At 63.1% G+C, this 22155-nt stretch carries 17 protein-coding genes and 4 tRNA genes; 4 read left to right on the forward strand and 17 right to left on the reverse strand.

What is annotated here, in order from left to right:
* Window positions 1-10: 10 nt before the first annotated feature.
* From J3B00_RS21065 to J3B00_RS21110, 10 genes are all read right to left on the reverse strand, one after another.
* The gene (locus J3B00_RS21065) at window positions 11-1156 is read right to left on the reverse strand and encodes a lactonase family protein (protein WP_209871379.1); all 1146 of its coding nucleotides are present in this window, start codon (window positions 1154-1156) and stop codon (window positions 11-13) included.
* On the reverse strand, window positions 1107-1412 hold the full coding sequence (locus J3B00_RS21070) for a DUF5629 family protein (protein WP_209871382.1): 306 nt from the start codon (window positions 1410-1412) through the stop codon (window positions 1107-1109). The genes J3B00_RS21065 and J3B00_RS21070 overlap by 50 nt, the downstream gene beginning before the upstream one ends.
* Before the next feature lie 446 nt (window positions 1413-1858).
* A complete protein-coding gene (locus J3B00_RS21075; protein ID WP_209871385.1) occupies window positions 1859-4234 on the reverse strand; it encodes an RND family transporter in 2376 nt (791 codons plus the stop codon).
* A gap of 20 nt (window positions 4235-4254) precedes the next feature.
* Window positions 4255-5283: a YCF48-related protein gene (locus tag J3B00_RS21080; RefSeq protein WP_209871388.1), complete on the reverse strand. Its 1029-nt coding sequence runs from the start codon at window positions 5281-5283 to the stop codon at window positions 4255-4257.
* A gap of 944 nt (window positions 5284-6227) precedes the next feature.
* Window positions 6228-8885 (reverse strand): aminopeptidase N, encoded by a 2658-nt coding sequence (gene pepN / locus J3B00_RS21085; protein ID WP_209871393.1) that lies wholly within the window; start codon window positions 8883-8885, stop codon window positions 6228-6230.
* 13 nt (window positions 8886-8898) lie between these two features.
* Window positions 8899-9729 (reverse strand): DUF2797 domain-containing protein, encoded by an 831-nt coding sequence (locus J3B00_RS21090; protein WP_209871396.1) that lies wholly within the window; start codon window positions 9727-9729, stop codon window positions 8899-8901.
* Entirely contained in the window at window positions 9726-9986 is a 261-nt protein-coding gene (locus J3B00_RS21095; RefSeq protein ID WP_209871399.1) for a DUF1315 family protein, read from the reverse strand. The genes J3B00_RS21090 and J3B00_RS21095 overlap by 4 nt, the downstream gene beginning before the upstream one ends.
* 13 nt (window positions 9987-9999) lie before the next feature.
* Window positions 10000-10872: a rhomboid family intramembrane serine protease gene (locus J3B00_RS21100; protein ID WP_209871401.1), complete on the reverse strand. Its 873-nt coding sequence runs from the start codon at window positions 10870-10872 to the stop codon at window positions 10000-10002.
* The gene (locus tag J3B00_RS21105) at window positions 10869-11840 is read right to left on the reverse strand and encodes a metallophosphoesterase (protein ID WP_209871404.1); all 972 of its coding nucleotides are present in this window, start codon (window positions 11838-11840) and stop codon (window positions 10869-10871) included. The genes J3B00_RS21100 and J3B00_RS21105 overlap by 4 nt, the downstream gene beginning before the upstream one ends.
* Complete coding sequence (locus tag J3B00_RS21110) at window positions 11840-12730, reverse strand: NAD(+) kinase (RefSeq protein WP_209871407.1); 891 nt, start codon at window positions 12728-12730, stop codon at window positions 11840-11842. Before J3B00_RS21110 ends, J3B00_RS21105 begins: the two co-directional genes overlap by 1 nt.
* 44 nt (window positions 12731-12774) lie before the next feature.
* Between J3B00_RS21110 and J3B00_RS21115 the strand changes: the two genes are divergently transcribed.
* Window positions 12775-13764 (forward strand): DUF1853 family protein, encoded by a 990-nt coding sequence (locus J3B00_RS21115; protein WP_209871410.1) that lies wholly within the window; start codon window positions 12775-12777, stop codon window positions 13762-13764.
* 210 nt (window positions 13765-13974) lie between these two features.
* Entirely contained in the window at window positions 13975-14520 is a 546-nt protein-coding gene (locus tag J3B00_RS21120) for a cytochrome b (protein ID WP_209871413.1), read from the forward strand.
* Here J3B00_RS21120 and J3B00_RS21125 read toward each other — a convergent pair.
* Window positions 14511-15413: a pyridoxal-phosphate dependent enzyme gene (locus J3B00_RS21125; RefSeq protein ID WP_209871416.1), complete on the reverse strand. Its 903-nt coding sequence runs from the start codon at window positions 15411-15413 to the stop codon at window positions 14511-14513. The genes J3B00_RS21120 and J3B00_RS21125 overlap by 10 nt on opposite strands.
* A 261-nt stretch (window positions 15414-15674) precedes the next feature.
* A complete protein-coding gene (locus tag J3B00_RS21130; protein WP_209871419.1) occupies window positions 15675-17711 on the reverse strand; it encodes an NADPH-dependent 2,4-dienoyl-CoA reductase in 2037 nt (678 codons plus the stop codon).
* Between the two features lie 194 nt (window positions 17712-17905).
* Between J3B00_RS21130 and J3B00_RS21135 the strand changes: the two genes are divergently transcribed.
* The gene (locus tag J3B00_RS21135; protein ID WP_209871422.1) at window positions 17906-19024 is read left to right on the forward strand and encodes a carbon-nitrogen hydrolase family protein; all 1119 of its coding nucleotides are present in this window, start codon (window positions 17906-17908) and stop codon (window positions 19022-19024) included.
* Between the two features lie 4 nt (window positions 19025-19028).
* Window positions 19029-20069, forward strand: a complete 1041-nt coding sequence (locus J3B00_RS21140) for an AraC family transcriptional regulator (protein WP_209871426.1) — start codon at window positions 19029-19031, stop codon at window positions 20067-20069.
* A gap of 305 nt (window positions 20070-20374) precedes the next feature.
* On the opposite strand, the gene J3B00_RS21145 is transcribed toward J3B00_RS21140, so the two are convergent.
* The 5 genes from J3B00_RS21145 to J3B00_RS21165 form a co-directional block, all read right to left on the reverse strand.
* The gene (locus J3B00_RS21145; RefSeq protein ID WP_209871429.1) at window positions 20375-21241 is read right to left on the reverse strand and encodes a DUF2242 domain-containing protein; all 867 of its coding nucleotides are present in this window, start codon (window positions 21239-21241) and stop codon (window positions 20375-20377) included.
* A 196-nt stretch (window positions 21242-21437) separates the two neighbouring features.
* Window positions 21438-21514: transfer RNA gene (locus J3B00_RS21150), tRNA-Asp, on the reverse strand.
* Between the two features lie 144 nt (window positions 21515-21658).
* Window positions 21659-21735, reverse strand: a tRNA-Asp gene (locus J3B00_RS21155).
* 97 nt (window positions 21736-21832) lie between these two features.
* Window positions 21833-21909, reverse strand: a tRNA-Asp gene (locus J3B00_RS21160).
* A 77-nt stretch (window positions 21910-21986) separates the two neighbouring features.
* A tRNA-Val gene (locus J3B00_RS21165) sits at window positions 21987-22062 on the reverse strand.
* Window positions 22063-22155: the final 93 nt, after the last annotated feature.

Raw genomic sequence — 22155 nt, forward strand, 5'->3', positions numbered from 1 at the left:
CGATTGATGGTCACTCCAGAAACTTGAGATCGGAAGGCGCATCCTGAGCCAGTTTCTGCACCGTCTCGCCCAGCTTGCCACTGCGCGGGTCGCGGCGCATGACGACGATCTGGTTGCTCTTCTGGTTGGCGACCAAGAGGAAGTTGCCGCTTGGATCGAGGGCAAACTCACGGGGGTGATCACCCTCCACCGAACGCCGCTGCAAAACGCTCAGCTCGCCGTTGTCCTTGCCTACCGCAAATACCACGATCTCGTTGGCCGTGCCGCGGTTGCTGACATACAGAAAACGCCCATCGACCGACAGATGCAGACCGCCCGACGCTTTTGCGGCAACATCATTGCTCGCCGTAAGCGCAAGCCGCTGACGCTCGGCAAGCGCGCCATCCTCGACCGCGAACATCACCACTTCACCGCTCATTTCGAGGGTGAGATAAGCATGCAGACCTTTGGCATCGAACAACAGGTGCCGCGGCCCGCTGCCTGGCGGCAGGCTCACCGACGCAGGGATCGCCGGGCTCAACGGTTTTACAGTGCTGGCGCCGTCGTAGCGATAGATGAACACCTTGTCTGCACCCAGATCGCTCGCGTACAGATGGCGACCGTCGGGTGACGGCACCAGCGAGTGCACATGGGCACCGGCCTGACGCTCCGGATTGACCTTGCTCGGGGTGTGCCGCGCCTGCTGCACCAATGGCGCAAGCTTGCCATCCTTGGCTACCGGGATCACCACGAGACTGCCGCCCGGATCGGGCGCCACGGCGTAGTTGGCGACGAACAGGTAGCGCTGGTCGTGGCTGAGGCTGGCGTGGGTCGGCTCGTCACCTTGGCTGGCGACCTGATTCAGCGGCTTGATCTCGCCTTTGGCGCTGAGGGCGAAGCTGCTGACATGGCCCTGCGGCGTTTCATTGACCGCGAACAGCAGGCGCTGGTCGGCAGACAACACCAGCCACGACGGGCTCACGCTGTTGACCACCTGCAAGGGTTTGGCTTCGATCTGGCCGCTCTGGCTGTCAAAGTGGTAGCGATAGATGCCTTGGCTAGCCCCATCGGTATAACTGCCTACCAGTAACGTCGCGGCATGCGCATCGAGAAACAGGCTCATCAGACTAGCGCTCAGCAGGCGCTTCCAGGTCCGGCTCTTCATCATCGTAGTCATCTTCATCGTCGTCCGAGGCGCTCACGGCACTCATACAGACTAGCTGATGCTCACCCTGGTCATCGTTGAGGCGCCATTCGTCACCCGCGCCGACTGCCGCGGCAACTTGTTCGGCGGTGAATTTCCAGCGCTTGAGGTCGCGACCGTCCATACACTCGACCAACAGGCCTTTGGCGTCGAAGGTGAAGTCAAAGGCGTGCAGGCCGTCGATCAGGAGCATATCGCTGGATTCGAGGGCGGTGGCGAGGGTGGTCATGGCAGTACCTGAAGGGTAAAGACCGGCATTATACCTGTGGGCCGAGCTGTCGCGCATACCCTGAAGGCGCGGGCTTGTCCCGCGAAGAGGCCGGGCCAGGCAGCGTGGGGGATGGCACCGGCTTTGCCGGTGTTCGCGGGGCAAGCCCGCTCCTACAGGATTAGTGATTGCCTGGGGACAGTGGTAAGCCATCGCGCAGGCATGGCGCCCACAAAATCTGTAGGAGCGGGCTTGTCCCGCGAAGAGGCCGGCCCACGCAGCGTGGGGGATGGCACCGGCTTTGCCGGTGTTCGCGGGGCAAGCCCGCTCCTACAGGAATAGTGATTGCCTGGGGACAGTGGTCAGCCTTCGCGCAGGCATGGCGCCCACAAAATCTGTAGGAGCGGGCTTGCCCCGCGAAGAGGCCGGCCCGGCCGCGCGCAGAGCTACCCCCGATACCACACCGCTCAATGGGCAAAGATCGAACCGCCCTCCTTGCCCGCCAGCTTCTCCGGCTTGATCAGGAACCGTGCCAACGCCGGCAACAGCCACAACGCGCCAAACATGTTCCACAGCAGCATGAAGGTCAGCATCAAGCCCATGTCCGCCTGGAACTTGATCGCCGAGAAGATCCAGGTACACACACCGATCGCCAGGCACAGGCCGGTAAACAACACCGCCTTGCCGGTGGAGCGCAAGGTCTGGTAATAGGCCTCCTGCAACGGCAGGCCCGCGCGCAGGAAGCTTTCCAGGCGGCTGTAGATGTAGATCCCGTAGTCGACGCCGATGCCTACCCCCAGCGCCACCACCGGCAAGGTCGCGACCTTGACGCCAATGCCCATGAACGCCATCAGCGCGTTGCCCAACACCGAGGTCAGCACCAGCGGCAGGACGATGCACAAGGTGGCGGCAAATGATCGGAAGGTGATCAGGCACATGATCGCCACGCACAGGTAGACCAGGATCAGGATGGTCAGCTCGGCCGACTTGATCACCTCGTTGGTGGCTGCTTCGATGCCAGCGTTGCCAGCGGCCAACAAGAACTGCAAACCGTCTTTGTTATGCGTGTCGGCAAATGCCTTGGCCGCTGCGGTTACCCCCTCCAGCGTTTCAGCCTTGTGGTCGTTGAGGAATACCAGCACCGGCGCCAGCGAGCAGTCGGCGTTGTACAGACCGTCAGCACGGGCAATGGAGCTGTTGAGCACGTCGGGGTTGCGCGACAGGGTCTCCCACTTCAGGTTGCCCTCGTTCATGCCCTTGATCATCTGCTTGGACACGGTCACCAGGGAAATTGCCGACTGCACTCCCGGGGTGTTCTGCATGGTCCACATCAGTTCATCGATCGGTGCCATGGTCGAGTGGATCGAGCAGCTCTCCGAGGGCGTCTTGACCATGATCACCAGAACATCGGAGCTGGTCGAATAATTACTGATGATGAAGTGGTTGTCCTGGTTGTAGCGCGAATCCGGACGCAGCTCCGGCGCGCCCTGGTCAAGGTCACCGATCTTCAGGTTCTGGCTGTACCAGAGCCCACCGGCGAACGCCACCAGGGCCAGAGCGATGGATACCGGCGCCACCTTGGGGCTGGCGAAATTCGCCAGCAGGCGCCAGAACGGGTGCTCGCGGGTTGCGTCCTTCTTGCTGCGCTCGATGGCTTTCTTGCTGATACCCACGTAGGAGATCGCCACTGGCAGCAGGATCAGGTTGGTGAAGACGATCACCGCGACGCCGATCGAGGCGCCGATGGCCAGTTCGCGGATTACCCCGATGTCGATGATCAGCAGGGTGATAAAGCCCACGGCGTCGGCAAGAATGGCGATCATCCCGGGCAGGAACAGTTGCCGGAACGTACGCCGGGCGGCGGTCAGGGCATTGTCGGCACCGCTCGATTGCAAGGCGATGCCGTTGATCTTCTGCACCCCGTGCGAGATGCCGATGGCGAAGATCAGGAACGGCACCAGCATCGAGTAAGGGTCCAGGCCAAAGCCCACCGCATGCATCAGGCCCAGTTGCCAGACCACCGCCACCAGGGTGGTGATGAGCACGGCAATGGTGCTGCGTACACACCAGGTAAACCAGTACAGCAGGATGCAGGTGATCACCAGCGCCACGCCAAAGAACAGCGCGACCATCACCAGGCCATCGATCAGGTCGCCGACTTTTTTCGCAAAGCCGACAATGTGGATCTTCACGTTGGGGTTCTGCGCCTGGAACTTGTCGCGGATCTTCTCTTCCAGCTGATGGGAAAACTGCTGGTAATCGAGCTTGATCTGGCGACCCTGGTCTTGCGGGTCCGGGTAGCTTTCGAGCAACGGCACGTCGACGATGCTCGACTTGAAGTTGTTGGCCACCAGACGGCCGACCTGGCCCGACTTGAGGACGTTGTCACGCAACTTGTCGAGGCTATCATCCGAGCCGTTATAGGTATTGGGGATCACCTCACCGCCAGCGAAGCCCTCCTCGGTTACCTCGGTCCAGCGCACGCTGGGGCTCCACAACGACTTCAAGCCGGCGCGATCGACGCCGGGAATATAGAACACCTCGTCATGGATCTGACGCAGGGTCTCCATGTAGTCCTTGTCGAAGATGTCGCCGTTGACCGCCTCGACCGAGATACGCACGGTATTGCCGAGGTTGGCCAGGTCGTTGCGGTGCTCGAGCATCTGTTCGATGAACGGGTGCTGCAGCGGGATCATCTTTTCGAAGCTGGTCGAGGGACGAATCTGCGTGGCCTGCCAGAACAGGAAAATGCTCACCAGCAGGCACAGGCCGATCACCACCGGTCGGTTGTTGAAGATCAGGCGCTCGAGCAGCGTGGTCTTGTCCTGGTCGTGCTGGTGCATGTCAAAGCTCTCCCGGCGAGTCATGGCTGCACTTCCTCGGCACCTTTGGCGTTGGCCAGGTGCACGCCGCCTTGGCCGACCAGCAGCAGGCGACCATCGGCCAGGCCACTGACGCCGGCCAAGGCGATGCGATCGGCGCGATTGAAGACCGTAAAGGTCTGACCGTCGTCGCTGCTGCGCAGCACGCTGCCACCATTGCCGACCAGTACCACACTGCCATCATCGACAAGCGTAGCGCTTGCCAGGCCGAATTCGAGCGGGCCGCGCGCGGCCCTGAGCTCAATCGACTGCCAGGTGTCTCCAAAATCAGTGGAGCGCATCAGGTTGCCGCGCAAGCCGTAGGCCAGCAGGGTCCGCGCCTGGGCGGTACCGATCACGCCAAACAGCGAGCCCTCGTAAGGGCTCTGCACAGGCGCCCAGCTCTGGCCGTTGTCGGCGGAGCGGAACATGCTGCCCTGCTCGCCGACGATGAACAGGCCGGCGTCCTTGATCGCGGCGATGCCGTTAAGGTGCAACTGGTCGGGGTTGTCCAGGCGCTCGCCGACATCCTGCCAGTGCTGGCCGCCATCGGTGGTTTCCAGCAATGCACCATAGGCGCCGACGGCAAAGCCGTGCTGGGCATCGATGAAGCGGATGTCGAGCAAGGGGGCTTCGCGGGCGAGGTCTTCGAACTGCTTGGTCCAGGTTGCGCCACCATCGTTGCTGGCGAGGATCTGGGCATCGTGGCCGACCGCCCAGCCGCGTTTGTCGTCAAGGAAGAACACGGCGGTGAGCAATTGCCGGGTGGGTACGCGGGCCTGGGTCCAGGTCTTGCCTTGGTCATCGGAGAAGAGGATATGGCCACGATCACCGACCACGACCAGGCGCTGGCCGGCATGGGCGACGTCGATCAGCAGGCTCTCGCTGGCCTTGGCCGACTCGCTGGAGTATTCATCGGCGGCGGCGGCTTCGACGCTGCCGGTCCACATTCCCAGTGCCAACGCCAGCATTGCGCCGGCCGCCAACGGCCAGGCTGCGCGCCTGGCGTGTGCGATTTGCCGCTCCCTCATGACCTTCCCCTATTGTGTTCTTCTTAGTGGGTCAATGCCTTGCAGGTACTGCGAAAAGCCTGTGCCAGAGGCCTGCAATAGCTTTGGGCCATCCTAGCGGGGAAGTCTTGGGGATGACAACGAGAGGGACGTTATCTTTTGTTAAGCAGGAAAAAGCCTATTGACGGGTTGTCGGGGGGGTTGGATCAGATTGGGGCTTGGGGGCTTATCCGTTTTATGTCGTGTGGCTGATGGCCCCTTGCGCCCTTACGGCGGACCACTTTTTTTCTTGGAAAAAGTAACCAAAAACCGCTGGCTCCCACATACGGCCTCCTGAGGTCGCTAAGTTACAGGCGGCGTCTGGGCTGGCGTTGTCTTCGATAGTGGCAGGTGTGGTGGATATTCGGGCCTCTTCGCGGGGCAAGCCCGCTCCTACAGGGACTGCGCAAACTTTGAATTCGGCGCTGTACCTGTAGGAGCGGGCTTGTCCCGCGAAGAGGCCGGTACTGCCAATGCAAATCGCAGGGCGCAGCCCTGCCAGCCACCCCACAAATCCGCTGGTAAATAAACAAAGCGAGAGCGCAGCGATTCGCCAGCCGTTGCCCTGGCTGTTGATCTTGCTCTTGATCTACCAGCGACTTCAGGAGGCCAAGTGGAGGTCTTGCGCAGGGAGGTGGAGGCCATGGATGGCCGGAAAGCGCTGAGGCCCAGGATGGGCCGTACAGCGCGGTCCTCCCGGAGCAAGACCGGAGCGAGGGAACCCCGCAGCGCAGCGGAGGGGCCGGATGCAGGAGCAAGCGGTTTTTGGTTACTTTTTTCCAAGAAAAAAAGTGACCCGCCGTAAGGGCGGAAGGGGCCCGAAAACCCACCACATCAAATGGATAAGCCCCTAACCCAAAAGCCCCCGCCAATCCGTAAACAACCAAAAGGGGCCACACCGCAGCCCCCAGTTCACCCAGTTCGAATCAAGCCAAGCTCTTGCTCACCACCTCATACACATCACTGGACAACGCCCCAGACGCCAGAATCCGCTCCAGCTCACCCTTCATCACCGCCTGACGCGCAGCGTCATACTTGCGCCAGCGCGTCAGCGGCGCCAACTGGCGCGAAGCGATCTGCGGGTTAAGCGCATTCAGCTCGATCACCAGATCAGCCAGGAAGCGGTACCCCGAGCCATCCGCCGCGTGGAAGTTGACCAGGTTCTGCCCAGCAAACGCCCCCACCAACGCACGCACCTTGTTCGGGTTCTTCAGGGTGAACGCCGGATGCTGCATCAACGCCTTGACCCGCGCCAGCCCACCAGGCAACGCGCTGGCAGCCTGAACGCTGAACCATTGGTCCATGACCAGCGGGTTATCCTTGAAGTGCTCGGCAAAGGCTTCGAGCGCGGTGGCCCGCTCCGCTTCGAACGGCGAGTTGACCAACACCGCCAGGGCGGTCAGGCGCTCGGTCATGTTGTCGCAGTGCTCGAACTGCTCCAGCGTCGCGGCCAACACCTGCGGCTTGCCGCTGAGCATCAGGTACGACAGGGCAATGTTCTGCAGGCTGCGGCGAGCGAAATGCTCGGCGGCGGCAACGTAAGGCGTGCTGCGAGAGACCTCCCGGTGCGCCTGGTAGCGCGCCCACAGGGCATCGAACAGCTGCTCGGCGATCTGCTTGCGGGCGAACTCGCGCGCGGCATGGATGGCATCGACGTCGGCCACCTGGCTGATCTCGGTGAGGTAGGCCTCGCCCGGCAGCGAAAGCATCTCGGCGACCATCGCCGGATCCAGCGACTGGTTGCCCAGCACCGTCCCCAGCGCAGTGATCAGACGCGGGTCAAGCACGAGCGCTTCGCCCCGCTGGTACTGGCCAATCAGCTCCTGCAAGACCTGCACCGACAGCTGCTGCCCGGCCTCCCAGCGGTTGAAACCGTCGCTGTCGTGCTGCATGAGGAACATCAGCTGATCGCGATCGTAGGGGAAGCTCAGCTTGACCGGTGCGCTAAAGCCACGCAGCAGCGACGGCAACGGCTTGGCAGTGATGCCTTCAAAGGTGAAGGTTTGTTCAGCTTCGGTCAGCGACAGCACGCGGCTGCTGCCAACGCCGCTGGTTTCGCCCTGCAGGCGCAGCGCCAGGTCATTACCGTCGGCGTCCAGCAAGCCCAGCGCAACCGGGATCACGAACGGCAGCTTTTCAGCCTTGTCCGGGGTCTGCGGGCAGCTCTGGCGGAAAGTCAGGCTGTAGGTCTGGGCGCTGGCGTCGTAGGCATCGCTGACCTCCAGGCGTGGCGTGCCAGCCTGGCTGTACCAGCGCTTGAACTGGGTCAGGTCGACGCCATTGGCGTCTTCCATGGCCTTGATGAAGTCATCGCAGGTCACGGCCTGGCCGTCATGGCGCTCGAAGTACAGGTCGCTGCCTTTGCGGAAACCTTCAGCGCCCAGCAGGGTGCGGACCATGCCGACCACTTCGGCGCCCTTCTCGTACACCGTCAGTGTGTAGAAGTTGGAGATCTCGATGAAGCTGTCCGGGCGCACCGGGTGGGCCATCGGCCCTGCGTCCTCGGCGAACTGGTGGGTGCGCAGGTAGGCGACGTCTTCAATGCGCTTGACCGTGCGCGAGTTCATGTCGGCGCTGAACTCGGCGTCGCGGAACACCGTGAAGCCTTCCTTGAGCGACAACTGGAACCAGTCGCGGCAGGTCACGCGATTGCCGGTCCAGTTGTGGAAATACTCGTGGGCGACTACCCCTTCGACGCGCTGGTGGGCGGCATCGGTGGCCGTTTCGGCGCGGGCCAGCACACAGCTGGAGTTGAAGATGTTGAGGCCCTTGTTTTCCATGGCGCCCATGTTGAAGTCGTTGACCGCGACAATCATGAAGATGTCCAGGTCGTACTCCCGGCCATAGACTTCTTCGTCCCAGCGCATGGACTTCTTCAGGCTGGTCATGGCGTGCTCGCACTTGTCGAGGTTCTCTTCCTCGACATAGATGCGCAGGGTCACGTCACGGCCAGACTGGCGGGTAAAGCTGTTTTCGACACACCAGAGGTCACCGGCAACCAGTGCGAACAGGTAGGCCGGCTTCTTGAACGGGTCTTCCCAGGTCGCCCAGTGCCGACCGTCTTCAGCAGGACCGCTGCCAACCGGGTTGCCGTTCGACAACAACACCGGGTAGCGATGCTGCTCGGCGATCACCGTGGTGGTGAAGGTGCTCATCACATCCGGGCGGTCGAGGTAATAGGTGATCTTGCGGAAACCCTCCGCCTCGCACTGGGTGCAGTACATCTTGCCGGACTTGTACAGGCCTTCGAGGGCGGTGTTGGTTTCCGGGTGGATCCTGACCGTGGTATCGAGGGTGAAGCGTTCGGCCTGCGGGTGCAGGGTCAGGCTGTCGTCATCGACCTGATAGTCGGCGGCGGACAGGCTCTGGTCGTCCAGTTGCACGTTGACCAGTTCGAGCTGTTGGCCATCGAGCACCAGCGGCGGCAGGCCGGCGCCACGCGCCGGGTTGCGGCGCATGACCAGTTGCGCATGGACCAGGCTGTGGTCCTCGAACAGCTCGAAGGTCAGGTGCGTCTCGTCGATCAGGTACTCGGGCGCCTGGTAATCCTTGAGGTAGATCACTTGCGGTTGTTCGGTACGCATGTGGCTGTCCTTTTTACTGATGCACGGCCAACTGGTAGGCCGTGTATTTGCGAATATTGATCACGCCGGTGTCGAAGATCAGGTACTGACCCTTGATGCCCAACAGCGTGCCTTCGACGATTGGGGTCTTGTCGAGGTTGAAGCTGACGATCTTGCTCGGATAGGCCTCGACCGGATAACGCATCTGCACCACCTCGGCATCGGCCAGCGGCTGGATGGCCTGAACGCCGAAGCGCTGCTGGAGTGCGTGAATGCCCTCGGCGCAGGCATTGAAGATCTCATCGCGTATCGCCGGCAGGTCGAGCACTTCAGCCTCGCCCTTGAGCAGGGCGCGCCAGTTGGTGCGGTCGGGCACCTGGCTGCGCAACACGTCTTCGACCAGGCCGGACTGCTGGCGGGTGGCCACGCGCATGATCGGCAGGGCCTGGCTGGCACCCTGGTCGAGCCAGCGGGTGGGCAGCTGGGTGGCACGGGTGATACCAACCTTGATCCCCGACGAGTTGGCCAGGTAGACCACATGGTCGGTCATGCAGAATTGCTCGCCCCAGGACGGTTCACGGCAGGTGCCGGCGTCGTAGTGGCAGCGCTCCGGGGCCATGATGCACAGGTCGCACTGCGCCAGCTTGGTCATGCACGGGTAGCAGTAACCCTGGCTGTAGCTGGTCTTGGTGCGCTTGCCGCAATGGCTGCAGTGAATGGCGCCGAGATACTCCAGGCGCAGCGTCTTGCCGATCAGCGGATTGACCGCGACCTGCTCCTCGCCCAGACGAAAGCTGTACTGCACGACCGGTGCTTCAAGACGCACCGCCATCTTGCTCAAAGAGCCACGAGCGAGTTCGATCAATGTACCGAGTCCGACTTGAACAGAATGTTGGCAATCGGCGCCGACTTCGAGGCACATTCCTGCGGCCCCATGTAGCCGGTGCGCTGGTCTTCGGGAAGGTTTTGCATCTCCCAGGCGATCACTGCCTGCAGCGACAGCTCTTTCTGCTCGACGGTCAGCTTGCGGCCGTCGGACCATTTGCCCAGTTCCACCGCCGTTTTCAGGCTCTGGTAGATTTCCGGGGTGATGTTTTCGATCATTTGCGCGAATGTGGACATAGCGTCTCCTAAATCAAGCCGACAGTTTACGCCGGGCCAGGCCACCGCCCAAGAGGCCCGTCAGGCATCCGATGAGCAGGCCGCCGACGTGGGCGGCATTGGCGATCTGGCCAAAGCCGAGCTGGCCGATCAGCCCCGAAAGGCAGACCACCAGCCAGATGAGCATCATCACCAGCACGCCCTTGGGCAGACGGTAATGGGGATTGGGCGCCAGCCACTGGTACAGCCAGACATACCCGAGCAGGCCATAGAGCACCCCGGACAAGCCGCCGAACAGGCTCGGGCCACCGACAAAGTGCTGAGCCAGGTTGGACACCAGGCTGAACAGCAGGGTCAGGCTGAGCAACAGCCACGGGCCCTGGCGCAGCTCGATGCGCTTGCCCAGCTCCCAGTACCAGAGCCCGTTCATCGCCAGGTGCAGCACGCCAAAGTGCAGCAGCATCGGCGACACCAGGCGCCACCACTGGCCTTCGCCCAGGCTCTGGGCCAGCGAGGTGAAGTAGACGTAGTCGCCCTGCACGCGAAAATCGAGAAAGGTGAACCAGCGAATGCTCGCCAGGTTGTCGCCCAGCCCAGTCAGCCCGGCCACCACCACGCTGAGCAGCAGCACCGCCGCGGTGACCTTGCAGGCGCGGGCCTGCTCGGCCAGCGACGGGCGTTGCGGCAGGTTGGCCTGGGCTTCGGCCGGCAGTTCGATCTGGTCATTGCCTTCGGGGTAACGCTGGTACAGCTCGCGCACATCGTTGACCAGGGTTTCCGGCGCCCAGAGCACCTGCTCCTCGCCCTCCTCACTGACCCGATGCGGCACCTGCAGACGGCGCAGCAGGTGGACGAAACCGCTGAGGTCGACCGCCAACGGCAGGCGCAGTACTTCGATAACGTTCATTGAGTGTCCTGCGGGCGGTCGACATCGACCCAGACGAACTTGTGCGGGTCGATGCGGGTTTCATCATCCAACCGGTAGGCCACCAGCTTGCCGTAGAGCACGGCGCTGTAATCCAGGCAGGCCAGGTTGGGGCGGATGGGTGTCGGTCGGCCGCTGCGCCAGTAATGGCCGACGAACAACAACGGTTGGTCTTCTTCATAGCGCAGCAGGGCGTTTTTCTGAGTATGGCTGAGCGGCGCGCTGGCCACTTCCACCGGCAGGGCATCGGGCTGGAAGACGATATCACCGTAGGTCTGGGGGTCTTCTTCCCAGAACTTGGTGCGGAAGAACGCGCGGGTCAGGCCATCGCCACCGGTCAGCGTGAGGCCGTCCGGCAGGCGCATGTCGGTGCCGCGCAGCAGGCGGTTGCAGACGTTCGAGGCAAAGCTGCCGGTGACCGCCGAGGCCTGCACGAAGTGCTCGTCGATGCAGCCGCGTGGGTACTGCTGGCGCAGCGGCTCGATCAGTTGCGGGTCCCAGCAGGCGTGCACCAGGCGGAAACGCCCGGCGTCGACGAACAGCGGCATTTGATAGAACCATGCGAGAAAATCCTGCCAGTCGCGCGGATGCTGGGCGAACTGGGTCAGGGTCTCGTCGATCAAGCGGGCATGACGCGGCGTGTGTTCACGGACAAATGCCTTGCCGCTGCCGGGCAGCGCCGGGGTGACCCAGGCCAGGGCGTTGTATTCATGGTTGCCCATGATGCAGAAGGCCTGGCCGGCCTCGACCATGTCGTGGACGATATGCAGCGCCTCGCGGATGCGCGGCCCCCGGTCAACGATGTCGCCGAGAAACAGTGCCTGACGCCGCGGATGCCGCCAGACACCGCCTATACGCTGATAGCCGAGGGTATCGAGCAGCCGTTCGAGGGTCTGTGCACAGCCGTGCACGTCACCAATGATGTCGAAACTTCGCGCTGGATCGAGCATCAGTCGCCTCCACCCCCCAGGCGGCTGCCCCAGCCGAGCTTGGTGCGGCAGACCTCATAGTAGTTATGGTCGAGCGGGTGGATCAGGCGCAGCTTCTGCGACTTCTTGCTGACCGTGATGGTATCGCCCGGGGCGCAGGTGAAGTGGTTCTGGCCGTCACAGGAGACCTGCGGGTAGATCTGCAGGTCCTGCGAGACGACGATCTTCAGTTCGCTGTTGCCATCGACCACGATCGGCCGGCCCGACAAGGTGTGCGGGTACATCGGCACGATGACGATGGCGTCGAGCTTGGGGTGCATGATCGGGCCGCCGGCAGACAGCGCATAGGCGGTCGAGCCGGTCGGGGTGGCGACGATCAGGCCGTCGGCCTTCTGGCTGCAGACAAACTGGCCGTCGATGTAGATCTCGAACTCGATCATCCGGGTCGACTTGCCGGGGTGCAGCACAACGTCATTGAGGGCGTCGCCCTGGCCGATGGCCTCGCCGTGGCGACGGACTTCGGCCTGCAGCAGGAAGCGGTTTTCGACCAGGTAGTGGCCGTCGAGCACTTCGGCGACCTTGACCTCCAGCTCGTCCGGGCGGATGTCGGTGAGAAAACCCAGGCTGCCGCGGTTGATCCCGAGCACCGGGGTATGGTGCCGGGCCAGGGCGCGGGCGGCGCCCAGCAGGCTGCCATCACCGCCGACGACGATGACCAGGTCGCAGACCTCGCCAAGCAGCTTGCGCGTCGAGGTCTGCAGGCCGTGCCCGGGCAGCACTTCGGCGATGGTGTCCTCGAGGATCACGTGCAGGTGCCGGTCGAGGAGGAATTTTTTCAGTCGGCGAATAGTGTCGAGCACCTGGGAACTGCCCAGGCGGCCGATGATACCGATATTGCGAAATTGCTCCATGGTGCTCCTGCAAGGCTCTGCGGCGGGTAACGATAGCGAGGATTATGGTCGAAACGACCGGCCAGCGGCAAACCGGCTATGCTCGCTGGATGACGCCCTTTGCCGAGCTGCGCGACCTGCCCCGCCAACTGCGCCACCCTGCGGTGCGCGATCTGGCCTGGGCCGTGCTGTCGCCACCGCTGTTACACACGCCTCCCTGCCCCCAGCGCCACCCGTTGGCGGCCAGTGCCTGGGCTGACGATCCGCAGCGCCTGGGCGACTGGTTGCTGGCCCTGGACAGCGACCCGCGGCTGTTGCATGACTGGCTGAGCGGACTCACCAGCCGACGTCTGGGCCTGTACTACGAGAGGCTCTGGCAGTTTGCCTTGAGGCATGCGCCCGGTATCGAACTGCTGGCGGCCAACCTGGCGATCCGAGAAGGCCGGCAAACCCTGGGCGAGCTGGACATCCTCCTGCGCGACCGCGAAGGCGTGCACCATCTGGAATTGGCGATCAAGCTCTACCTCGGCCCACCAGACGCCGATGGGCAGGACCCGGCACAGTGGCTTGGCCCAGGTTGTCATGACCGGTTGGGGCAGAAGCTTGCCCACCTGGTCGGGCACCAGCTACCGATCTCGTCACGGCCGCAGAGCCGGGCGATTCTCGCAGCCCTGGGGGTGGCCGAAGTGCAGGCGCACCTGTGGCTTGGCGGCTACCTGTTTTACCCCGCCCCTGGGCATGCGCAGCCGCCCGCCGGGGCCAATCCGGGGCACTTGCAGGGGCAGTGGGTGTACCGACGTGACTGGTTGGCGTATTGCAGCCACGTAGCGTGCGGTCGCTGGCAAGCATTGCCGCGGCATGACTGGCTCGCGCCGGCCCGGATCGAACAGGCGCACTGCTGGACGCCAGCGTATTTCGAGAGCTGGCTGCAGGCACTGGATGAGTTTGCGCCAGCGCAATTGCTGGTCAGGCTGGTGCAGGGCGCCGATGGCGCCTGGGAGGAACGCCAGCGGCTGTTTCTGGTAGCTGACAGCTGGCCACACCTGCCGAACTGACCGGCCATGCCGGGAGCTGCTTGGTCGGCGGTAGCTGGATCAGGGCGCAGGTATTGCCGAAGGTTGCACAGGTCGCCAGGGCCATCATCTGGCACGCGATGTCGGCACCGATTCATGGATCTGAAGCAAAGAAGTATTCCACACAGCGATTAGAGTTACAGGCAAGCGCCAGCAAGAGCGCCACTTTTGACCTGATGATGAGGAACGCCCATGGTCTCATCCACCCCCGCTGCACATTACCCGCGCCTGTCGATCGCTCTGCATTGGCTGATGCTGGTGCTGCTGGCCGCCGTCTACGCCTGTATCGAACTGCGCGGGCTGTTCCCCAAGGACAGTGCCGAACGCGACCTGATGAAAGAGCTGCACTTCATGCTCGGCCTGACTGTGTTCGTGCTGGTCTGGCTGCGCCTGGCCGTGCGCCTGAGCCGCCGCGCGCCGCCGATCGTGCCCAAGCCACCGGCCTGGCAGACCGGCATGGCGCACCTGGTGCATCTGCTGCTCTATCTGATGATGATCGGTCTGCCCCTGGCCGGCTGGCTGATCCTCAGCGCCGCCGACAAGCCGATCCCGTTCTACGGGCTGGAACTGCCGGCGCTTATCGGCCCTGACTCGGGCCAGGCCAAGTTCATCAAGGGCTGGCATGAGCGCGTGGGCAGCTGGGGATACTGGTTGATTGGCCTGCACGCCGTGGCCGGGCTTTATCACCACTGGGTGAGGCGCGACAACACCCTGCTGCGCATGCTGCCCTACAAGTAGCCGCGCCGGCCCTGCAGGCCGCCGGTGTGGAGGAAGATCAGTCGGGTGCCGGGCGCGAACTGCCCGGCCTCGACCTGTTCGCGCAACGCCATCAGGGCCTTGCCGGTATAGACCGCCTCCAACGGCATGCCGGTGTGCCGCTCGCTCTCGGCGATAAAGGCCAACAGGTCCGCGTCGATGCGGGCAAAGCCACCCCGGCAGGCATCGTGCAACTGGTAACCCTGGGCGCCGGCCAAGCTGGCAACGGTTGCCGGCACGCCGTGTTCACGGGGCACAGCCAGCGCGCCATGAACCCAGTGTTTACCCGCCTCCGCCAGCACCAGACCCGCCAAGGTTGTGCCAGTGCCCGCCGCCAACCACCAAGCGTCGTAGTCTTCCCAGCCCAACGCGGGCAGTAATTGCGCCTGGGCCTGCTCCACAATCAGCGCGCAACCCTGAGCGCCGTGCAGGCCACCGCCGCCTTCGGGTATGCAGTACCAGTTGGGGTAAAGCGCTTGCCATGGCGTCCAGAACCCGGGTTCATTGCGCGCCCGGTAGCCGCCATAGCCGAGCCAGTGCAGATGCATGCCCATGGCCTGCAGATCACCTACGGTTGGCGTGTCCTGGGGATGGCCGCGGAGCAAGCCGGCCGTGGCCAGGCCGAAGCGCTTGCCCGCGGCGGCCAGGGCATGGAGGTGATTGGAATGGTTGCCGCCGAGGCTGATCAAGCCCGGCGCGCCTGCGGCTTTTGCCTGGATCAGATGGTCGCGCAGCTTGAACCATTTGTTGCCGCTGATCAGCGGGTCGATCAGGTCCAAGCGCAGCACCGCGACCTGCAGACCGGCGCGGTCTAGCCAGGGCAAGTGCAGAGATTGCAGGGGAGCGACGGGGAGCGAGGAGAATTCGGCGTGCATCGGCCGAGTCTATCAGGTGCATGAGCGGACACAATCGCGGGGCAGGCCCGCACACAAGAGGCCAGCGCCGCTATCGAGGTAAGCACCGTTCTATGAGAGATTCTGTCTTGCACTAAACCTCAAGCTGGCGCGGTCGCGTTGTGGGAGCGGCCTTGTGTCGCGAAAGGGCTGCAGAGCAGCCCCGGCGTACACGAGCCAGATGCAGTTTCAAATCCCGTGAAAGGCTGACGGGTCAACGCCAAATGCCCTGACGAACGAACATCAAAGCTCGGCCGCCAAACGCGAGCCTTGATTGATCGCCCGCTTGGCATCCAGCTCCGCCGCCACATCCGCACCACCGATCAAATGCACCGACTGCCCCGCCGCCAGCAGACCCTCCTGCAGCTCGCGCAGCGGCTCCTGCCCGGCACAGATCACCACGTTGTCCACCGCCAACAGCTGCGGCTCGCCATCGCCGATGCGCACATGCAGGCCGTCATCATCAATCGCCAGGTATTCGACACTATTGAGCATCTGCACCTGCTTGTTCTTCAGCCCAGTGCGATGAATCCAACCGGTAGTCTTGCCCAGGCCATCACCCACCTTGGATGCCTTGCGCTGCAGCAGGTACACCTGACGAGCGGGCGCATGCGGCGCAGGCCTGACCCCGGCAACGCCACCGCGTGCCTCGAGCTGCGTATCGATGCCCCATTCGCGCCAGAACGCCTGCCGGTCCTGGCTGGTAGCCACGCCCTCGTGCACGAGGAACTCGGACACATCAAAACCAATACCCCCCGCGCCGATCACTGCCACACGCTGGCCGACCGGCTTGCGCTCGAGCAGCACGTCCAGATAACTGAGCACCTTGGCATGCTCGATGCCGGCAATCGCCGGGCTGCGTGGGGCAATCCCGGTGGCCAGGATGATCTCGTCAAAACCGCCGGCAACCAGCTCATCGACGCCAACCCGGCTGTTCAGGCGCAGCTCGACGCCGGTCGATTTCAGCTTGTTGCGGAAGTAGCGCAGGGTCTCGAAGAACTCTTCCTTGCCCGGCACGCGTTTGGCCACGTTGAACTGCCCGCCGACCTCTGCGGCCGCATCGAACAAGGTCACCTGATGGCCACGCTCGGCGGCCACGGTGGCCGCCGCAAGCCCCGCCGGGCCAGCGCCGACCACGGCGATACGCTTGCTGTGGGCGACGGGCAGGTAGTTCAGCTCGGTCTCATGGCAGGCACGCGGGTTGACCAGGCAACTGGTCAGCTTGCCGCCAAAGGTGTGATCCAGGCAGGCCTGGTTACAACCGATGCAGGTATTGATCTCATCGGCACGGCCGGCGGCGGCCTTGTTGACGAAGTCTGCGTCAGCGAGAAACGGCCGGGCCATCGACACCATGTCGGCATCACCTTCGGCGAGCACCGCCTCGGCGACCTCCGGCGTATTGATGCGGTTGGTGGTGATCAGCGGAATGCTCACCGCCCCACGCAACTTGGCCGTGACTTTGCTGAACGCCGCGCGCGGCACCTTGGTGGCGATGGTCGGAATACGCGCTTCATGCCAGCCGATGCCGGTATTGATCAGGGTAGCGCCAGCCTGTTCGATAGCCTTGGCCAGCAGTACGATCTCGTCCCAGTTGCTGCCGCCTTCGACCAGGTCGAGCATCGACAGGCGGAAGATGATGATGAAATTAGGCCCCACCGCCTCGCGCACCCGGCTGACGATTTCCACTGCCAGGCGCATGCGGTTTTCGTAGCTGCCGCCCCAACGGTCGTCGCGCTGGTTGGTGTGCGCGGCGAGGAACTGATTGATGAAGTAGCCTTCCGAACCCATGATCTCGACCCCGTCATACCCCGCGCGCTGGGCCAACGCGGCGCAATTGACGAAGTCGTGAATCTGCTTTTCGATTCCCTCCTCGTCCAGCGCCTTGGGCTTGAACGGATTGATCGGCGCCTGGATCGCGCTCGGTGCGACCTGGCGCGGGCTATAGGCGTAACGCCCGGCATGGAGGATCTGCAGACAGATCTTGCCACCAGCAGCATGTACCGCCTCAGTGACGACGCGGTGCTTGTCGGCTTCTTCCTCGGTGCTCAGCTTGGCCGCCCCCGAGTACACTCCGCCCTCATCGTTCGGCGCAATACCGCCGGTGACGATCAGGCCGACGCCACCACGGGCACGTTCGGCGAAATAGGCCGCCATGCGTTCGAAGCCACCCGGACGCTCTTCAAGGCCGGTGTGCATCGACCCCATCAAGGTGCGGTTGCGCAGCGTGGTAAAGCCCAGGTCGAGGGGGGCCAGCAGGTGTGGGTAACGGTCGGCAGCCATGGATGAACTCCACATGTGGCGTAATCACGGAATGCGGGCTCCTCAGCTGTCGCGCGGGGCCCGTCGTTTGTCTGCAGTCGACATTAAACAGCCGTTTGAACTGGCTCAATGATCGAAACTGACAACTTATTGATCCTGCTGCACAGCGGGTCTACCCTAGGGCATCCTTTGTACCGATGGTGCCGAACCGCTTCATGCGTAAACTTCTGGCAAGCGCCCTGGCGCTGGTGATGATTGCCGCCGTGTGCGGCTATGGCTTCTGGACTCAGCAACGTCCGGAGGGCCACTACCTGTCCGACCTGCGCGTCGAACTGGCGCTCAACCAGGGTGTGCCAGGCGAGCATGGCAACCTGCTGGGCATCGAGCCGCAGCTCAACCCGAGCGACTACCAGAACCTGCAACGCCTGCACCGCAAACTCTCGGCCTATCTGCAGCAAGCCCGCGCCAAGGGGCTGATCAGCCCGCGTACAGTGGTGGTACTGCCTGAGCACATCGGCACCTGGCTATGGGCCCGCGGTGAAAAGAACGAGCTGTACCAGGTTACCCAGCAACGCGAGGCCGAGCAGTGGCTGGAACTGAGCAACCCGCTGCGCTACGGCCTGGCCATGCTCTGGGCGACGGGCGATGATCGCCGCGCCGACGCCCACCTGCGCATGAAGGCCGCACAGATGGCGGCCGACTATCAGGCCCTGTTCGGCGGCTTGGCCAAGGAGTTCGGCGTGACCTTGGTGGCGGGCTCTATCGTGCTGCCCGCGCCCTATGTCGAACAGGGCGTGCTGCAGGCAGGCAGCGGCCCGCTGTTCAACAGCAGCGTGGTGTTTGGCAGTGACGGCGCGATACTCGGCCAGCCGCAGCGCCAGCAGTTTCCGGACAGCGAAGTGCGACGCTATATCCACGACGGCCGCCAGCAACCACTGCAGGTCGTGCAGACCCCTGCCGGCCGCCTTGGCGTGCTGGTCGGCAGCGACAGCTGGTACCCGGAGAACTACCGGCAACTGGCCGGGCAATCGGTGCAACTGATTGCCAACCCGGTGTTTCTCAGTGGCAAGGGCAGCTGGGGTGCGCCGTGGCGCGGCAACCGCCATCAGGACGCTGCAGCCGATTTGCCGCTGCAGCGCGGCCAAGTCAGCGAACAGGCCGCCTGGCAACAACTGACCTTGGCCGCCAATGCAGGTATCACCAGCATGAGCGTGTTCCTCAGAGGGCAGTTCTGGGAGTTGAGCGGCGATGGCCAAGGTTTCGCCTCCCACGCCGGCGAACAATTGGCCGGCAGCCCGCATAGCGGTGCACGCCTGCTCAACCTGTGGTTGTAACGACATGCCCCGCCCTCGCCTGCGTCTGGGTGATCTTGCCGTAGGTTTCGTCCAGCCATTGGCCGATGCGCTGCGGCAACTCGGGCACGACCCGCTGCCGCTGCTGCGCCGCTACGGCCTGGACGACGAGCGCTTGGGCGAAGCCTGTGCGCGCTTGTCGATACCGCGCTACATGCACCTGGGGCACGCCGCTATCGAACTCTGCGACGATCCCTCCCTGGGCCTGCGCATGGGCAGTCTGAGCCGTCTGGCCCAGGCCGGCCTGGCCGGCGTGACCGCCGCGCAAGCACCCACCCTGGGCGAAGCCGCGCGCACCCTGCTGCGCTTCGAGCCGCTGTATGCCGCCAATTACCGCGGCCAGTCACTGTTCATCGAAGACGCGCAAGGGGCGTGGCTGCGCTTCTACTCGATCAGCCCCTACAACGCCTACAACCGCTTTGTGGTCGACTCGCTGCTGGCCGGCTGGCTGGCGCAGCTGGGTCATTTGGCGGCCCAGCCGATCCAGGCTGAACGCATCGAGATCGAGTTCGACGCGCCGGTGTATGCCGCGCAATATCAGCCGCTGTGCAGCACTGCAGTGCAATTCGCCGCCAGCAGCAATCAGCTGCGCCTCAACCGCGCCACCCTTGACCTGCCCAATCCACAGCACTGCCCCAGCACCTGGAAGCATTTGCTGCAGCTCTGCGAGGCCGAGTTGGCGCAACGCACACGCGTTCGCAGCCTCGGCGAGCGCATCACGCATTTGCTCGGGCCGTTGCTCAATGGTGGGCGCGAGCCCGATCTGGAGGAAGTGGCGCGCCACCTGCAGTTGCCGACCTGGACGCTACGACGCAAACTGGCTGAAGAAGGCACGCGGTTTCGCAGCCTGCTCAATGACACACGACGCGACCTGGCCGAAACCTATATCCGCGATACGGAATTGGCCTTTGGCGAGATTGCCTATCTGTTGGGGTTTGCGTCGGCTGAGGCCTTCCAGCGCGCATTCAAGCGCTGGACGGGCCTGACACCGGGCGAGTTTCGCCGCAATCAGCGGCGCACCGGCTAAAGCTCAGTGGCGTCGTCGGTAGGTTCCGGGATGTCCAGTTCATAGGCCTGGAATTCGAGTAGTTCTTCCTGATAATCGTCCATCGCCCTGCGTCCTCTTCACTCATGATGTTCTCGGCTCATGCGGCCAACCTAAGCTGCCCGGATGAAACAATGATGACAATGCTATGAGTGGTAAACGTAGCAGGGGTTCTGTGCATTATCCGCAGGAAGCTGTAACAGAAAATTAAGTTGATAGCGGAGCGGGCTTGGGCCGCTGAGATAGCGGCTCGGCCCCGCACAGAGGCCGCCACTGGCAATCAATACTTACAGGGTTGCAGGCGCCACTTCGGTGACTGGCGCCGGTTGCTCCACCTGAATCGGCGTCGACTCGCTCGGCGGCGCAATCGGCTGGGATCCTTGGCTGTCATCCACCACCGGTGCCGGCTGCACCTCGCTGGCGGGTACGGGGGCTGCAACTGCAGGCGCCTCAGTCAGCGGCGCGGCAGCGGCAGCCGGTTGCGCCTCGCTGGCTGCAACCGGCGCCACATTCGCTGGCGCGACAGGAGCCAACGGCGCCGGGGCTTGCTCTGGCAAGCCAAGATCAGGCGCCGGCTTTTCCGGCTTCGGCAGCTCGACATGCGGCGCGACCTTTTCGGTCTTTTTCGGCTTGGGCAAGTAGCTTTCAACCAACGCGAAATAGCGGTCATAGAACTGCGGCGCTGTCACCGTCTCGCTCGCCACCTTGACCAACGAATCATCACTCGAGCCGATCGGCATCGACACCGAGCCCAACACGCCGACGCCAAGGCTGGCGGAGGTGTTGGACTTCTTCAGCGCATAGCGGTCCTGCAGGGCGTTGGCGAACATGGTCGAGCGCTGGTCATCGCTGCTGTCCGGCGCACAGGTCACGCTGAAGCTGATCTGCAGGTGGTTTTCGCTGTTCTGCTGAAAACTCTTGTTGCCGGCAATCTGGTTAGCGCCGCTGTTGGTGATGATATAGCCCTGGCTAAGCAGCGCCCGTCGGGCCGCCTCGCACGAGCCGGCATCACTGACCGGAAAGCTGCGCGAGTAGGTGCCCGAGTCATCGAAGTTCTCGTGCTCGTAGACTGCGGTTTTTTTTGAGGAACAACCGGATACCCCCGCCAGCACAAGGGCCAGCCCGAGCGCACCGAAGACGGATGATCTGGACATCATGAATACCGAGGTAAGTCGAATGGGGCCTATTGTGCAACACATGCTCGATCACTGAAACCGCTGATCAGTGAAGACTCCGTCAGGCGCGTGTAAATGTTGCGCCAAGATATTCGGCTGGAGAAACAAAAAAAGCGACCCGAAGGTCGCTTTCTCTGTTGTGCTTCGAGGCGTTCAAGGGGCCTCGAGGCTAAGATGGCGCAGCGGACGGGACTCGAACCCGCGACCCCCGGCGTGACAGGCCGGTATTCTAACCGACTGAACTACCGCTGCGTATCATTCAGGCTTGCGCCCGATTGAAACTGGGATCTAACTTTCCAGGCACAAGATGCCGGTCAGTCAGGCACAAAAAAAGCGATAACGTGATCGCTCTTCTTGTGTTGCTGCGAGGCGTTCAAGGGGCCTCGTAGCAGAAGATGGCGCAGCGGACGGGACTCGAACCCGCGACCCCCGGCGTGACAGGCCGGTATTCTAACCGACTGAACTACCGCTGCGTATCGTTCAGGCTTGCGCCCGATTGAAACTGGGATCTGGTACAAAGGCTTGGCCTCTGGACCTCAGACCGGTGACAAGCACCCATCTGGAGAAAAATGGCGCAGCGGACGGGACTCGAACCCGCGACCCCCGGCGTGACAGGCCGGTATTCTAACCGACTGAACTACCGCTGCGCAGTGTGGACTTGCGTCCTGTTCCTCTCAGGCTTGAAGCTTCTTTCGAACCTTCAGACCAGGAACATCTCAGGAAGTGGTGGGTGATGACGGGATCGAACCGCCGACCCTCTGCTTGTAAGGCAGATGCTCTCCCGGCTGAGCTAATCACCCATTGTGCTGCTTGTGTTGCGTGTTACGTTTGCTTCGCTGAGGCCGCGAAATTTACGCAGGTACCGATGCTAAGTCAATACCCCCATTGAATTT

The organism is Pseudomonas sp. BP8 (assembly GCF_017875955.1).
In the GTDB taxonomy this organism is placed as follows: domain Bacteria; phylum Pseudomonadota; class Gammaproteobacteria; order Pseudomonadales; family Pseudomonadaceae; genus Aquipseudomonas.

Bases quoted from the DNA above. Each gene is read 5' to 3' on its own strand.
- J3B00_RS21065 (WP_209871379.1), bottom strand. From the start codon at position 1,156: ATGACTACGATGATGAAGAGCCGGACCTGGAAGCGCCTGCTGAGCGCT.
- J3B00_RS21070 (WP_209871382.1), bottom strand. From the start codon at position 1,412: ATGACCACCCTCGCCACCGCCCTCGAATCCAGCGATATGCTCCTGATC.
- J3B00_RS21075 (WP_209871385.1), bottom strand. From the start codon at position 4,234: ATGCACCAGCACGACCAGGACAAGACCACGCTGCTCGAGCGCCTGATC.
- J3B00_RS21080 (WP_209871388.1), bottom strand. From the start codon at position 5,283: ATGAGGGAGCGGCAAATCGCACACGCCAGGCGCGCAGCCTGGCCGTTG.
- pepN (WP_209871393.1), bottom strand. From the start codon at position 8,885: ATGCGTACCGAACAACCGCAAGTGATCTACCTCAAGGATTACCAGGCG.
- J3B00_RS21095 (WP_209871399.1), bottom strand. From the start codon at position 9,986: ATGTCCACATTCGCGCAAATGATCGAAAACATCACCCCGGAAATCTAC.
- J3B00_RS21100 (WP_209871401.1), bottom strand. From the start codon at position 10,872: ATGAACGTTATCGAAGTACTGCGCCTGCCGTTGGCGGTCGACCTCAGC.
- J3B00_RS21105 (WP_209871404.1), bottom strand. From the start codon at position 11,840: ATGCTCGATCCAGCGCGAAGTTTCGACATCATTGGTGACGTGCACGGC.
- J3B00_RS21110 (WP_209871407.1), bottom strand. From the start codon at position 12,730: ATGGAGCAATTTCGCAATATCGGTATCATCGGCCGCCTGGGCAGTTCC.
- J3B00_RS21115 (WP_209871410.1), top strand. From the start codon at position 12,775: ATGGTCGAAACGACCGGCCAGCGGCAAACCGGCTATGCTCGCTGGATG.
- J3B00_RS21120 (WP_209871413.1), top strand. From the start codon at position 13,975: ATGGTCTCATCCACCCCCGCTGCACATTACCCGCGCCTGTCGATCGCT.
- J3B00_RS21125 (WP_209871416.1), bottom strand. From the start codon at position 15,413: ATGCACGCCGAATTCTCCTCGCTCCCCGTCGCTCCCCTGCAATCTCTG.
- J3B00_RS21130 (WP_209871419.1), bottom strand. From the start codon at position 17,711: ATGGCTGCCGACCGTTACCCACACCTGCTGGCCCCCCTCGACCTGGGC.
- J3B00_RS21135 (WP_209871422.1), top strand. From the start codon at position 17,906: ATGCGTAAACTTCTGGCAAGCGCCCTGGCGCTGGTGATGATTGCCGCC.
- J3B00_RS21140 (WP_209871426.1), top strand. From the start codon at position 19,029: ATGCCCCGCCCTCGCCTGCGTCTGGGTGATCTTGCCGTAGGTTTCGTC.
- J3B00_RS21145 (WP_209871429.1), bottom strand. From the start codon at position 21,241: ATGTCCAGATCATCCGTCTTCGGTGCGCTCGGGCTGGCCCTTGTGCTG.